The organism is Mesorhizobium sp. WSM4845, assembly GCF_055811455.1.
Genome location: NZ_JBVVQA010000058.1, coordinates 2730 through 16963, shown reverse-complemented (window position 1 = coordinate 16963; position 14234 = coordinate 2730). Strand labels below are relative to the sequence as shown.

Below are 14234 nucleotides of genomic sequence, written 5' to 3'. Positions count from 1 at the left end.
ACATTGGCAGTGAGAAACACGATGTCTTCCTGTGTGCGAGCCGGTCGGCAAAATCCTTTATTGACGTGGCTGCCTGCGTGTGGATTAGCCGTCCCGGGTGCAGATTGAGGATGAAAACGGAATGCCGGTCATTGCGGGAACGATTTGAAGAAGCTGTAGGCGCGTTAGAATCGGTCCGTAGCAGATGGCATGGTCGCCGGAAGATGACGCGCGACTTGGCCAGAGAAGGAAAATTCGATATACGATGTCTCGTTCGTGTACATCTGTGCCATCCGAGAGTCGCACTGAAATGGGGGGCGGCTTACGGCGCAATCTTGCCGAAGCGGCATTCTTGGCTTGCATTTCGAACGACGTAGTGCGGGCCAGGCGGATTGCGAAAGGACTTGACGCTCTTGCGCCAGGCAGCAGGGAGTCCGTTATCGCTTACGCCGTTGCGGATCTGACGGTAGGAGATATCGAGGCAGCGCTCGAGCAACTCCGTCCGCTTTCGGAAACCAACGACGCATATGGGTTGGCGTTCAGCGCGCTGGCTCTCCATCTTGCCGGACGGCTCAGCGAGCGCGATGCCGTACTCAGGCGGGTTCCGGGTGGAGAACCCGATGTCGATGGACTCGTCGCCGCTTTTGGCAAGAATTCGATTGGACATGCTGTGAAGAGGGACTTCTGGTGAACGTGAACAGCATCAGCCCAGCGGCGCTGACGTCCGTTTTGCCAACGGACGCTGCATTCGTATCGGAAATATCGACTGAATCCCTGGACCCATTTCGCGCCGAATTCAATCGGCCCCAATTGTCGCCACAGCATGACAGGTCAGCGATCGACCAGTCGACCCAGGTGGCGCGCGGATCTGGCGTCGCCCGCACACCGGGAGACGTCATCCTCAGCAGCATGGAGAAGCTAAGCGCCCGCTTTACCCACGCCATCGAAGCCACTCGTAGCACAGCGGGTATGGAAGAAATCCACTCAGGCGATTGGCTGAACGCACAGCTCGAGATATCAGTTTTGTCCATACAGTGCGACTTAACAGCCAAGGTGGTCGGCAAGGCCACGCAAAGCCTGGATACTTTCCTGAAAAATTGAATGATCTACGCTGGTGGACGGGTGTGACGTTCGTATCGAAGTGGCTGGCGGCACTTCTCGTGTTGTTGACGCTGGGGAGTTGCGAATCGAAGCTAGAGCTGTACCGCAATCTTCCAGCGCACGAAGCAAACGGAATGCTCGCACTGCTCATGAGTCGAGGCATCTATGCCGAAAAAGGGACGGACAACAGCGGCAATGCCTCATTGTCGGTAGATATTAAGGATGTTCCCACTGCCATGGATCTGTTGAACGGCGCCGGACTGCCTCACGACCTCTACGCCGATATGGGCAGTCTTTTCAAGAAAGAAGGCATGATCTCATCGCCAACAGAAGAACGTGTGCGCTACATTTATGGCATCACACAGGAGCTGTCGCGGACACTGTCTATCTTCGAAGGCGTGCTCAATGCCCGGGTCCATGTGGTGTTGTCACCCGAGGAGACGAATGGTCGACACCCGTCCCTGCCGTCGAGCGCTGCAGTCCTTGTCCGTTACGCACCCGGCAGTACCGTCGATCAGATGGTGCCAAAAATCAAGGAGCTCGTTGCAAACAGCCTGGAAGGCCTATCCTATGAAAGGGTCTCCGTCGTGCTCGTAGAAGCAAGTCAGGATAAGCCTTTATTGCGTTCCGTCGATAGAACGGCCGTCGTCCCGACGGAAGACGGCGCAGCCCATCTAGTGATCGGGCTTGTATGCGTGATAGCGGTGTCGCTGTTCGGTAATGGCGTCCTCGGGTTCCTGCTATGGCGTCGCCTCCGTCAGACATCCGCCATAGCGGCTCAATGAGATTAAACCGAAATTGAGCAATTCAGCAGTGATCGCCGGGACAGCAGCAGGCTCGGATGAATGGCTTGAAGCACCGTGGGCGAGAGCCGTGATGTGCTGCATTGCCGATCCTGCCGCTGATCTCGATTTCACAATGGCGCATGGTTGGCCCGAATGGATGCCGCTGGATAACGTTCTGACGGACCCGTTCACGCGTCTTAAGCTTGGACGCTGGCTCCTTCGTGGCCAAACTGATGAACCGTCCGCCATCATTTCCGCCGCTGCCGCGCCACGAAGCCGTCTCTCGTTCCTTCCCGCCCCGGACGCCGTGCGCCTCATGAGCCTGGCCGGCGCCTGGGTGGGTGCACCCGGCCTTACAGGACTTCTTCGGACGACCGATATCGCAGCGGTTCGCGCGGCTCTCGGTGAAGAAGCCGTCGCATTCGCTTCGCAAGCCGCACTTTTACCGCGACCGACTCCCAAACTGATGTCGGCGCTTGGTGCTTCCGACATTCCGTCCGCGCCCAGCGCTTTGCTTCAATGCGGCGCGGCGATGTTCGGTCTGGCGATTGGTGGCATTCCGCAAATGCTGCGAACTCTGCTAGGCTTGCGCCGTCCCGCGCCAATCTGGGCAACGGCGGTTGAGAACTGTCGTGAGGACAATGCTGGCGAGGACGCATTTCATGCGATGCGGCGCCTGGTCCGTAAGAGGATGCCGACATGGTCGCACTGGTTCAGCTGACACCTGCATCGGCCGATATACTCGGCCCTGGGCGAATCTTGCCGGCCGGGAGCGCACAGGCACTGGTGGACGCCGAGCAAGTGCTTATGCAGGCACGGCGCGAAGCCTGTGCGCTCATCGACGCCGCGCGCGCATCCGCCCGAGCGATCGAGGCGAGGGCCAAAGAGGCTGGCTTGGCTGCAGCACAACCGGCAATCGAAGCCCGTTTGACCGCGATCGCTACGGAGTCTCTGCGGATTATGGCGCAAAATGAGGAGCAGATCATCGATATGGGTCTGCAGATCGCGCGCCGGATCATCGACACTGTCGAGCCGGTGGAGGCGGCGGTGCAGATCGCTTTGCGGGGTATGAAATTCGCGGGCCACAGCTCCCTCGTCCGGCTACGCGTGGCACCGTCGCTGCTCGAGGCAGTCCGCAACCGGTTAGACGATATCCTTCCGACGGCGACATCGCGCGCCGTCGTCGACCTGATTGGCGACGCGCGCGTCAGTGATGCCGGATGCATTCTCGAGACCGATGCCGGACTGGTCGACGCTACGATCGAGAGCCAGCTTGCCGCGATCGAAAGTGGCCTGCGAAACGGCCTAGCAGTCGCTGCAAAGCCAAACAATTGTAATGTTCCAAAAGCATGAGTGATGTCCGAGCCAGCCGAGCCAACGAACGTGGTTTTCCCCCCGAGCAGGAAAACATCGATCGTTTCTTCCAGCGCGCAAAAAGGACCCTTGCACAGGCGTCGACGATGCGCGTCCGCGGCCGTGTCCTCCACATCGTTGGAACTGTAATCCATGCCATGGCGCCGGGTGCCCGCATTGGCGACCTTTGCACTCTCCGCAGTCCGGAGAGCGAATTCGAATTGTCGGCTGAAGTCGTCGGCGTGCAGTGCGATGTCGCCATTCTGACACCGCTCGGCGAAATGCAGGGCCTCTCCACGCTCACGGAAGTGATCCCAACGGGAAAGCCCCTCATGGTACCGTCCGGCTGGAACCTGCTCGGGCGCGTACTCGACGGTTTCGGCCGACCTTTGGACGCGTCCACCGAGGGGCCCTTGCTTCCGGAAGCCCGCGTGCCTGTCTATAGGGACGCACCGGATCCCTTAACCCGTCCGATCATCGACAAGGTTCTTCCTGTCGGTATACGGGCGATCGATGGTCTTCTAACGTGCGGTGAGGGACAGCGCATCGGCATTTTTGCCGCAGCAGGCGGGGGCAAGAGTACCCTGATCTCGATGCTGGTGCGAGGCGCGGCGGTCGACGTGATCGTGATAGCTCTGATCGGCGAGCGTGGCCGGGAGGTGCAGGAATTGATCCAACACGGTGTCGGCGCAAAAGCGCGATCGCGAGTGGTTTTGGTCGTTGCCAGTTCCGACCGCTCCGCAACGGAGCGGGCCAAGGCGGGCTATGTCGCCACGGCGATCGCCGAATGGTACCGCGACCAAGGACAGCGTGTGCTCCTGCTCATGGATTCAGTAACCCGTTTCGCGCGAGCGCTGAGGGAGATTGGTCTCGCGGCCGGCGAGCCGCCGACGCGGCGTGGTTTCCCGCCATCGGTTTTCGCTTCACTGCCGCGGCTTATGGAACGCGCCGGGAACAACAACCGGGGATCCATAACGGCCTTCTACACCGTGCTCGTGGAGGGCGATGATATGGCCGAACCGGTGGCCGATGAAACCCGGTCCATCCTTGATGGTCACATCGTGCTCTCACGCGCCCTGGCGATGTCGAACCACTATCCCGCTATCGACATTCTGGCTAGTATCAGCCGCGTCATGAGCGCTATCGTGTCCTCGGACCATGAGCGGCTGGCGCGCAGGCTGCGGCAGCTGATGGCCAAATACCAGGAGGTGGAACTGTTGGTACGCGTCGGCGAGTACAGGGAAGGAGCCGATCCGCTCACCGACGAAGCGATCGCAAGGATAGACTGCATACGAACCTTCTTGCGGCAGTCGGCAAAGGAGCAGATCGGCTTCGACGCAATGCTCGATGGGCTTGCCGCGTGTCTGGCATGACACCCAAGGCTGTAGATAGCCTTCTCGAATTGAAGGAAATGCGGCGCCGCCGCTCCGAGGATGCGCTGCGCCTGCGGCATGCGGCTCTCGACTGTGCTGTCGCGGCTGTCGGAACCGCCTTGACCGATCTTCATGGATGGCGCGAAGACCTCACCCGTCGCGAAGCCGCGCTATACGATCCGTTAATCGGGGAAGCCGCCGCTCTCATCGATCTTGAAGAAGTGAAGGCGAAGATGATCTCGCTGCGCGAACACGAGCAACTGCTGCAAAAGGTGCTCGAAGAGGCTATTGCAAAAGCCGACCTGGCCCGGCAGGCACGTGAGGAGGCATACAGCGCGGGACATAAGGCCTGGCGCGAGGTCAGCAAAATCGAGGATCTCCTTCGGGCTCTGCGCACCAACGCCACCCTGGAGGAGAATCACGCAGCGGATTTGGAATTGGATGATTTCACCCAGAGGCGGAACAGTTTGGGTGGGAAGCAAAACGATGATCTCTGGGTGAACCTGCATCGTATGTGCAGCGGCCATTCGTTATCAGGAACTGGCGGATCGCGATTCCGCGAAATCCCGGACAGCGATTCTGTGGTCGGTTCTCGGCTGCGCTGTCCTGGCGTCGGCATCGCTCGCAAAGCTCGCCCGTAGGTCTGGTCCAGCTGCGTCGATCGGCTTCAAAATCTAACACCGTTGAAGACGGTCAGTAGGCGTAATCTCGCTTACCGCCTAGGCAACAATGCTGCCAAGGCGCGAGCCCGATGGTCCGGCTGGGCGAGGCCGTCGGCAAGGGCAGTGATGCGCCCTTGTAGCTCGCGCGTAAGTTCTGCCACGCCTGCTCCCAGACCCTCCACGGCCGCGGCGCGATGCTCTTGGTCCTCAAGCCCCGCGGCGAGGTCGACGAGACGCCGTTGGAGGTCCCCCTCAAGCCCTGCCAGCCCCTCTCCGAAGCCCTGTAGCGCCGCAACGCGATCTGCGGGCTGGTCGAGTTCCTCCGTGAGGCGGACGAGACGGCCCTGGAGATCCTGCGCAAGCCCCGCCACGCCGGCTCCAAGGCCAATTAAGGCCGTGCCGCGATGCTCTTGGTCCTCAAGACTCTCGGCGAGCTTGACAGGACGCTTCTGGAGCTCCCGCGCAAGCCCTCCCACGCCTGTGCCGAGGCCTCGGAGGGCGAAGGCGCCATTCACTTGGTCAAGCCCTTCAGCGAGCTTGACAAGACTCTCCTGGAGATCCAGCTCAAGCCCTCCCAGGGCTGTGCCGAAGCCTTGGAGGGCGAAGGCGCCATGCACTTGGTCAAGCCCTTCGGCGAGCCTGACAAGACGCTCCTGGAGATCGCGATCAAGCCCCGCCACGCCTGCTCCCAGACCCTGCACGGCCGCGGCGCGATCCTCTTGGTCCTCGAGCCCCGCGGCGAGGTTGACGAGACATGCCTGGAGATCGCGATCAAGCCCCGCCACGCCCGCTCCGAAACCGTCCACGGCCGCGGCGCGATGCTCCTGGTCCTCAAGCCCCGCGGCGAGTCTGACAAGACGCTCCTAGAGATCGCGCTCAAGCCCAGCCAGGCCCTCTCCGAAGCCCCATAATGCCAAGGCGCAATCTGCGGGCTCGTCGAGCTCCTCGGCAAGGGTGACGAGACGCGCTTGGAGAACGCGATCAAGCCCTGCCACACCCGCTCCGAGGCCCTCCAGGGCCGAGGCGCGATGTGCGGACTGGTCGAGCAGGTCGGCGAGGTCGACGAGACGCGCTGCAGGGGGAGCGCAAGCCCTCCTACGCCTAAAGCGTCTGACGGGCATTCCCCTGCCGTGGTCCGCCTCCGCCCATGCGCGAGGTGTACACTGCCGCGGCGAGCGATCAGGTGAAGCGTGCCTCCCTGGCGACGGCCCACATGAAGCCGACTAGTTCGCCGGCGATCGCCGTGCAGACCACCGTCGTTCGCTTGCCTCGCCCGACCAGCTTTCGATAGCGGGTCGTCAGGCGGGCTTGAGCCTTCCATGCGATCTCACGGACTTTCGGCGGCGCCTGCTCCAACCGGTATAGCTTCGCCTTACCGATCCGGGGCGGATGTCGATAGGTCCAGGCGCTCTCGCCATGTGGCGAACGCGGCCATTGCCTGCCTTAGTGATGCCGCCACGCCTGATTGTCTCTCCAGTCGATCGCTCACCGGGAACGAGGCCGAGGTAGCCCATGAGCTGGCGAGGGCTCTCAAAACGGCTCACGTCGCCGACCTCGGTAGCGAACGTCACGGCGACAATCAGATCGACCCCACGCAATGTCTGGAGCGCTCGTACGATCGGCGCCAGCGACCAGTTCGGAATGAACTCTTCGATCACGCGCTCAAGCCGTTCCACCCGCTCGTTCGACACGCGCACCGCTTCGACCATCTCCTGGAGCGCGATCTGATTGCGGGATAATCGAACCGCTGCTCCTGCAACCAACGCAGGTAGCGCATGGTCCAGCTCTTTGTGCGCGGATAGGTACGACCATGCTTGAGCATGAAAGCGCCCACCTGCTGGCGCAGCGTCTCGACCGCGGCCGCCCGCGCGCGAACGAGATCGCGCATGGCTTCGTGGTCTTCATCGGGGACCCACACCGCGGCCAGCTCGCCGGCGCGCAGCAGCCTTGCCAATGAAAGAGCATCCCGGCGGTTCGTCTTCACCCGATCGCCAGGTTTCCTTGGAATCAGCAATGGCGCGACTACGGTGCATTCATGGCCAAGGGAACGGATCAGCCGGTAGAGGCCATAGCCGGTTGGGCCCGCCTCGCAGCAGAGGTGGATCCGATCGAACTTGGCGGCGATCCGTTGGATAACGCGGCGTTGCTCGTATCCGATGCGTCGACCTCGCCGAAGAAGCGAACCTCTCCCTCCCGGCCGGCTTCCGCAATCGCGACGGCATTCCTCTGCTTCGCAACATCGATTCCGACAAATGCTTCCCTATAATCTGCCACGGCTCGTCCTCCTGTGATGAGGATCGGCTCGGCCCGCCCGAGCAACCCTCGGACGCGCAGTGTAGGGCGAGCCACCTCACCGGCAGAAGCGGACATACGGTCTTACGGATACTCAGCGACCCAGGCGGGAAAAGCTTCCTCCTCGGTAGCCTTGCGCGCGTCGAGGCCGACCGCGTCGGCGCCGGCTAGATCGCCAGCCAGCTTCTTCTTTTAGTTTTCCACGCCTTGTAAGATCGAGGTGTAGCGGATCTGCGCTTCGCGATTGACTGCCGTGGAGAGCGCATCAGCGCCTCTGTCGTCAAACGAGCCGTTCTGTTTGGCCCCAGACATGGAGCTCAACGCCCCGCGTCGGAGCGCTCTCTGCTTCTGAAGGAGGCCATCAGCTCCGCTCGAGCTTGATCGGAGGCTTGGCTGGCGGACGTCGTTGCTTCGCTCAGTTGGCGCCCCGGGGCGAGGCTTTGCGGATTCTCAGTTCTCTGCCTCTTCGCCGGTCTCAACAGCGCTGTGTAGTGTTCATTGTTTATGATGACGCCCCCGCTGTTCACGAGGTTGCTCCTGTCAAGTGTACTCGTCAGCTCGTCCTGGGCCTCGCGAGTCCTGCCCAAGCGCCGTTCAAACGGCGCTGGCGCGACTTGTCGGGCTTGCTGCTCTTGCAACACGGCGTGTTGCACCTGTGACCCGGCTCCAAAAGCTTCCGCGGGGATTGCGGCAAGCTCGTGCGGCAAGCGGCCCTGCCTCAGTCGGTTTTGCAGCGCCTGCCGATCGGCGACGAGGTTGTCGAGGTGCAGCGGCCGCTGCCGTTCCGGCCACTCTTGGTTCGCCAATCTCTGAACCAGCGCGCGCGTGCCGTCCACCACGAAGACGCCGCAATCAACACCGTTATTCTGCCGGGCCATTTCGGGTGTCACCAGGGCGGTCGCGTCCAGTCTTGCTGCGAGCTCTAGTGCAGGCGCGTTGTTGTATCCCCGTCCATAGCTCTGATGGATGGAGTCGTAGTGATAGGCGACCGCTCTTTCCGGGTCGCGGCGATCAACGAGCAGCAGCGACCAATGCTCGTTGCGTCCATCATTCTCCACCATAGCCATGGGATTGCCACTGTTCACCGGCAGGAACACGAAGTCGGCTGCGACGTCGTTTTGATGATAGATGGACAGCAATGTAAGTTGCGGGTCCCGGTCGTGACGGCGCAGTTGCTGGGAGACCAAAGGATCCACCAGCCGCGTTCGGGCGGCGAGCGCTGGGTGGGCCTCCTGCAGGTCCTGCTCCAGCAACCGGTAATCCCTGTGGATATGGGCGTCGCTCAGCAGGTCGGCGCCGAGCACCGCCCCCTCGGGGAGGTTGGATGAGCCTGACCGAAAAGCTCCGATCTGAGCAACGGAGGAGGTGCTGGTCAGATCGACCAACGGAACACCGCGATAGGTGTCTGAAAGCCTGGCGGTCGCTGGCGAGGCGGGTTCTGGGGCCTTTGCCGGTACTGCTGCCGCTGCAGCTTCCCTCATCGGACCGCGATGGACGAGCCAAAAGTCGTTGCTCCCGTGAAGCGTGGTCGACTTCGCCGCCACAGTTGGAGACCTTTTATTGTAGCAGCGTATTCCGACCTACCACTCGTCAAACTCGCCGCAGTCTCGGAGATAGATGTCGCGTCGATCCCGTAGTGCCGATGAAGATCGCTGACCGTGCCCGTCTGCCCGAAATGCTCCACTCCAAGGCTTACCGTTTTGTGACCCATTACCCCACCCAGCCACGAGAGCGTCGCCGGGTGGCCGTCGATCGCGGTGACAATCCTGCAATGGCGCGGCAACTTGCCTAGCAGGCGCTCAGCATGGCTCATTGCACGCAGATTGCCGCGAGCACTTTCGCGTTGGGCGGCTTGCCAGCCGGCGTTAAGGCGATCGGCCGAGGTGATGGACAAGACGCCGATGTCGCGCCGCCTGTCAGCCAGCATGCCCGCAGCTGCGATGGCTTCGGTCGCTACCGTCCCCTGTCGGCATTGGCTCCGGGTTCCCTCAGCCAGGTCGCCCCGTCGATCACCTCTTGAGCGAAATGTGGGTTGGGCTTGCGACCCGGCTGCTCAATCTGACGGGTACTGAGGCGAAGGTAAACCGAGCCGCCAGTCTCGTCGCGCAGCCAGGTGCGCTCGTCCGGATCGCCCTCCCCGTCGCGCTGCAGGTAATCGAATGCCCAGCCCATAATGATAGCGAGTTCGTCGGCGAAGGCCGGCTCAAAGCTCGCCAGCCCGTCCTGGCTCATGCCGATTAGCGGCTGAGCGATCGACTGGTGCGCGCCGCCCTCACTCGAAAGCGAGATGCCAGACGGCGTGCCGACGACCATGAAGCGTGCGTCCTGGTAACAGGCGTAGTTCAAGGCATCGAGGCCGCGCGACACAAATGGATCATAAAGCGTACCAATCGGCAGCAGCCGCTCGCCAAACAGGGAATGGGAAAGCCCCGCCGAAAGAGGTCGGCAAGCTCCCGACGCGCGAACAGCTGGCGGCGGTTGACCCACGGGCCAAGGTTGGTCGAAACCGTCACGTCAGGTGACGTCGTGACGATGCGGGCGGCGAGTTCGCTGTCGGATTTGCCGATCGCGTCGAGAATTCGGCCGAAGGCGGCCTGGGTCGAAATCTCCTCCCGCACCGCGGCCGGGCTGACAGCAACGGTCTGCGGCACCTCGATTCGCTCCGCCCGATGGCGTCGGCGGCCCTTCGCAAAGAACGGCACGGAGTCGAGGAAGGCCTGTATCTCAACCGCCGAGCCGTCCGCTCCCATTCATGGCCCGGCCGGACCTTCATCTGTTCCTGAAAGGCCTGTATCTGTGCAGAGGTCATCAGCCCGGAATGGTTGTCTTTGTGGCCCGCAAGCGGCATGCCATATCCCTTTACGGTGTAGGCGATGAAGGCGGTCGGACGGTCGTGCTCGATTCCGTTGAAGGTTTCGCTCAGCGTCTCGAGGCAGTGACCGCCGAGGTTGTTCATCAGCTCCGACAACTCCTGTGCCTCGCCGCACCAAGGTCCTTGGCCTTCGATATCCGTCTGGCACGGCTCCGCCGATCAAACCGTAGTTTCTTCCAACGCTGATGCGATCATGGCGCAATGGCGGGCCGTTCACGGGCTCGATGCACGTTCGACCCGATCAGAAATGGTGGATGGTCATTCACGGCGCGTCTGGTGCAATGCCCAAGGGCAGGAGCTGATCGAGGAATATCGCATCGCCGGAATGGGCCACGGTACGCCACTTGACACGGCCGGCGACGCCGCGCTTGGCACTGGGGGACCGTACATGCTGGACGTCGGTATCTCCTCTACTCGGCATATCGCGCGCTTCTGGGGAATAGCGAAGCCGTGCGTAAAGCGAGATGCGCAGGTCGAGCCGGCAAGAGCCAACAGTGAGGCGCTCGGGGCCAGTTTCGCACGCGCTTTCTCGAGCCCCAAGGCTAGGGTCCCCAATGTCCCTCACTCTGCGAAACGTGCAAACATCCCGCCTTCTCAGAAGCCCAACTCCGCCGCGGGGATACGAAATGTCATAGAGAACGCCCTGCGATCGGCAGGCTTGATGCACTAGAGTCTCGCCGAAACAACAGCACTTTAGGACCTCTGCGCGATCCGCCGCAGCGCCTTATGATCACGCGGGGTTTCGAAAACCTTCGCGCTCATGGTCACGCGAACATAACAGGATCACAATCGCGGTGCGATGCGATCGGACGGAGACCGATGTGCGATGACTATCGATTGACGGTGGACGTCGCTTCGATCGTGGAGGACTTCGCCGACCTGAAGATCAAGATCCGCTTCGGAGAAGGAGTGGCGGCGCTGGCATCACAATATCCTCTGATCACCCAAGGTAATCAATCACGGGGTTTTTCCGTTTGTGCCGACCTCGGCACATACGCTACGGAGACTTTCCTCTTTCGGCGAGAATAGAATGACAAATCCGAAGGCGTCCGCCGGCGCAGCTTTCCTCTCGGAAGATGAGCTGTTCGAAGCGTTGGCCAAGACCGCCTTTGAGTTCCTGTCGCTTTGCAGTTAATGAGGTTCTTCCTCAATTTGTGTGGCGCGGTGGCAGCATTCGTGCTCTCAGGAGTTCAGGACCGGCCCGACCGTACGTTGCGCGCTTGAGGGTCTTGAGGCGGTTGATCTGGCCTTCGGCCTGTCCGTTGCTCCAGGGCAGCTCGATGGCGTTGTTGACGGCATCGATGTCCCTACGCAGGACGCGAGCGAACCGCATGATCGGGATGGGTTCGGAGTCGATCGCATCGTCGATCCACGCATCCGGTGCTGATCTCTTGCCACGAAGGACGCCATTGAAGCGCATCGCCAAGCGTCGCATCTCGGCGAAAGCCTCAGATCCCTGCTTCAGGGCATCGACCTTCCTTGCCTGCCTCTTCGTAAGCAGGCCTCGCAGCTTGATGCACAGCGCTGCAGCAATCACCGGCGAGATCGCATGACCGGTGTCCGGATCTCGAACCGGCTCCGACTTCAAAGCCGGGGCGGCACAACATCGGTCTGCTCCCTTTCGGCCCGCCGCCAGGCTCCGAGAAGCCGCTCCAGATTGGCGAAGCTGCCGGTGTAGCCGCGCCGCTTGACGTCATGAAACAGATGGCGCCCGCGCCGGTTTGGCTTGATCGGAGGCTTGCCTGATGGGCGTCGTGGTTGCTTCGCTCGCCTGCCGCCCCGTGGCGAGGGTTTGCGGATTATCGGTCCTCTGCCTCTTCGCCGGTATCAACAGCGCTGTGTAATGTTCATTGTTTATGATGACGCCTCCGCTGTTCACGAGGTTGCTCCTGTCAAGTGTACTCGTCAGTTCGTCCTGGGCCTCGCGCTTCTTGCCCAAGTGCCGTTTAAACGGCGCTGGCGCGACTTGTCGGGCTTGCTGTTCTTGCAAGACGGCGTGTCGCACCTGCGACCCGGCTGCTCCAAAAGCGTCCGCGGGGATTGCGGCAAGCTCGTGCGGCAAGCGGCCCTGCCTCAGTCTGTTTTGCAGCGCCTGCCGATCGGCGACGAGGTCGTCGAGGTGCAGCGGCCGCTGCGGGTCTGGCCGCTCTTCGTTCGCCAATCTCTGAACCAGCGCGCGCGTGCCGTCCACCACGAAGACGCCGCAATCAACACCGTTGTTCTGCTGCGCCATGGCGGGTGTCACCAGGGTGGTCGCGTCCAGTCTTGTTGCGAGCTCTAGTGCAGGCGCGTTGTTGTATCCCCGTCCATTGTGCTGGATGGAGTCGTAGTGATAGGCGACCGTTCTTTCCGGGTCGCGGCGATCAACGAGCAGCAGCGACCAATGCTCAGTGCGTCCCTCATTCTCCGCCGTAGCCATAGGATTGCCACTGTTCACCGGCAGGAACACGAAGTCGGCTGGGGCATCGTTTTGATGGTAGATGGACAGCAACCTACCTTGCACGTCCCCGTCGTGACGGCGCAGTTGCTGGGAGACTAAGGGATCCACCAGCCGCGTTCGGGCGGCGAGCGCTGGGTGGGCCGCCTGCAGGTTCTGCTCCAGCAACTGGTAATCCCTGTGGATATGGGCGTCGCCCAGCAGGTCGGCGCCTAGCATCACCCCCCGGGGGAGATTGGACAAGCCTGACGGAAAAGCTCCGATCTGAGCATCGGAGGAGAGCACCGCGTCTGGGACGCGTTGAGTCCCATGGGAGAAGCCTTTGGGGACGGCGAAAACGTTTATAGAGTCCTCGATGGCAGCGAGGGGCTGCTCAGACCTTGCGGAGGGCGCGGCCTCCGCATGCAGCCTTTCGATGTGTTCGGACACTGTCCCTTGAACGGGTGCCTCTTCCAATGGCAATTCACCCAACTGCTGCATAGGGGGCTGCATCGGCACGCGGCCGCCTGAATTGCCGATTTCGCTCAGCGGCTGCTGAATGGCGGCGACTCGCGGGGCGGCGGCCTGAACTCCGGCGTGCCCAGAGCCGGCCGCCGCGAAAGCGTCGGCCACGATGCTGTTGAGGTCACCCGGTCCAGCGGGCATCCCTGGGTCGCTGAAAAAAGACGAGGCGGCTTGATCATCGAACAGCGGCCGGAGCGCCTCGGGAACCTCGTCACGAACCTTTCGCAACGCGGAGAGGAGCTTGCGGTTGCCTGGGAACAACCTCTCGGCGAATTTGATCCGCGAATCGTGATCCAGCCCAGAGATCGTCTGGCCGCGACTCTCAAGCGCCTCAGAAAATCTGCGAAGAGTACGACCATAGCGAGCACGGGTGCTTGAGGCCAACCTGCTGTCATTGGTCACTTGTTCCAAGACACGCGCGTCTGCCTTTGAGGGCACCCGCCGCCGGCCAGAATAGCCCGGCTCATGATAACTACGGAGGGCGCTCAACGCCCTCTTTATATCATTGTCTAGCGGAAAGAAAGCATCGACGTGATCGGCCAGGAATTGGTGATCTTTTAGATCAGTCGCTTGGCCACGAGCGCCGAGATCATTCGCCAATCGGCGAAGTGCTGACGTGTATGTTTGGACCGTTCTCACGCTCAATTTCTTCTGAACCGCAGCGTGAGTGATCGCCTGATCAATAAGGTCCCGGTGTTCGCCGGACAGATGGGGATAGCGGGTAGCACGGGTGCTTGAGGCCAACCTGCTGTCATTGGTCACTGGTTCCAAGACATGCGCGTCTGCCTTTGAGGGCACTCGCCGCCGGCCAGAATAGCCCGGCTCATGATAACTACGGAGGGCGCTCAACGCCCTCTTTATATCATTGTCTAGCGG

The 14234-nt window shown here is 61.6% G+C and carries 10 protein-coding genes and 4 pseudogenes; 8 read left to right on the top strand and 6 right to left on the bottom strand.

Features of this window, described 5'->3' with window-relative positions; all coding sequences use genetic code 11:
* Positions 1-301 precede the first annotated feature (301 nt).
* Positions 302-646 carry a hypothetical protein gene (locus AC0L2C_RS33490; RefSeq protein WP_473525454.1) on the bottom strand — a complete coding sequence of 115 codons (345 nt, stop codon included), beginning with the start codon at positions 644-646 and terminating at the stop codon, positions 302-304.
* A gap of 20 nt (positions 647-666) precedes the next feature.
* Between AC0L2C_RS33490 and sctI the strand changes: the two genes are divergently transcribed.
* The 7 genes from sctI to AC0L2C_RS33455 all read left to right on the top strand — a co-directional run bounded on the left by sctI (position 667) and on the right by AC0L2C_RS33455 (position 6164).
* Positions 667-1080: a type III secretion system inner rod subunit SctI gene (gene sctI / locus AC0L2C_RS33485; protein ID WP_473525453.1), complete on the top strand. Its 414-nt coding sequence runs from the start codon at positions 667-669 to the stop codon at positions 1078-1080.
* 23 nt (positions 1081-1103) lie between these two features.
* A complete protein-coding gene (sctJ, locus tag AC0L2C_RS33480; protein ID WP_473525452.1) occupies positions 1104-1865 on the top strand; it encodes a type III secretion system inner membrane ring lipoprotein SctJ in 762 nt (253 codons plus the stop codon).
* 13 nt (positions 1866-1878) lie between these two features.
* Positions 1879-2586, top strand: coding sequence for a hypothetical protein (locus AC0L2C_RS33475; RefSeq protein WP_473525451.1), 708 nt, complete (start codon positions 1879-1881; stop codon positions 2584-2586).
* A complete protein-coding gene (locus AC0L2C_RS33470; protein WP_473525450.1) occupies positions 2565-3218 on the top strand; it encodes a FliH/SctL family protein in 654 nt (217 codons plus the stop codon). The genes AC0L2C_RS33475 and AC0L2C_RS33470 overlap by 22 nt, the downstream gene beginning before the upstream one ends.
* Positions 3215-4591 (top strand): type III secretion system ATPase SctN, encoded by a 1377-nt coding sequence (sctN, locus tag AC0L2C_RS33465; RefSeq protein WP_473525449.1) that lies wholly within the window; start codon positions 3215-3217, stop codon positions 4589-4591. The genes AC0L2C_RS33470 and sctN overlap by 4 nt, the downstream gene beginning before the upstream one ends.
* Positions 4588-5232 (top strand): type III secretion system stalk subunit SctO, encoded by a 645-nt coding sequence (sctO, locus tag AC0L2C_RS33460; protein ID WP_473525448.1) that lies wholly within the window; start codon positions 4588-4590, stop codon positions 5230-5232. Before sctN ends, sctO begins: the two co-directional genes overlap by 4 nt.
* Positions 5233-5657: 425 nt before the next feature.
* Positions 5658-6164, top strand: a complete 507-nt coding sequence (locus AC0L2C_RS33455) for a hypothetical protein (protein WP_473525447.1) — start codon at positions 5658-5660, stop codon at positions 6162-6164.
* A gap of 268 nt (positions 6165-6432) precedes the next feature.
* On the opposite strand, the pseudogene AC0L2C_RS33450 reads toward AC0L2C_RS33455, so the two are convergent.
* The 3 genes and pseudogenes from AC0L2C_RS33450 to AC0L2C_RS33440 all read right to left on the bottom strand — a co-directional run.
* Positions 6433-7527 (bottom strand): annotated as a pseudogene (locus AC0L2C_RS33450) (IS110 family RNA-guided transposase).
* 335 nt (positions 7528-7862) lie between these two features.
* Positions 7863-8930: a Ulp1 family isopeptidase gene (locus AC0L2C_RS33445; RefSeq protein ID WP_473525446.1), complete on the bottom strand. Its 1068-nt coding sequence runs from the start codon at positions 8928-8930 to the stop codon at positions 7863-7865.
* Positions 8931-9124: 194 nt separating this feature from the next.
* Positions 9125-10516: pseudogene (locus AC0L2C_RS33440) on the bottom strand (transketolase family protein); the annotation flags it as partial.
* 720 nt (positions 10517-11236) lie between these two features.
* On the opposite strand from AC0L2C_RS33440, the pseudogene AC0L2C_RS33435 reads away from it, so the two are divergent.
* A pseudogene (locus tag AC0L2C_RS33435) lies at positions 11237-11326 on the top strand (SOS response-associated peptidase); the annotation flags it as partial.
* Between the two features lie 238 nt (positions 11327-11564).
* Here the strand turns inward: AC0L2C_RS33435 and AC0L2C_RS33430 are convergent.
* Both AC0L2C_RS33430 and AC0L2C_RS33425 read right to left on the bottom strand, forming a co-directional pair.
* Positions 11565-12139 (bottom strand): annotated as a pseudogene (locus AC0L2C_RS33430) (transposase); the annotation flags it as partial.
* The gene (locus AC0L2C_RS33425; RefSeq protein WP_473525456.1) at positions 12111-12836 is read right to left on the bottom strand and encodes a Ulp1 family isopeptidase; all 726 of its coding nucleotides are present in this window, start codon (positions 12834-12836) and stop codon (positions 12111-12113) included. The pseudogene AC0L2C_RS33430 and the gene AC0L2C_RS33425, both read right to left, overlap by 29 nt.
* Positions 12837-14234: the final 1398 nt, after the last annotated feature.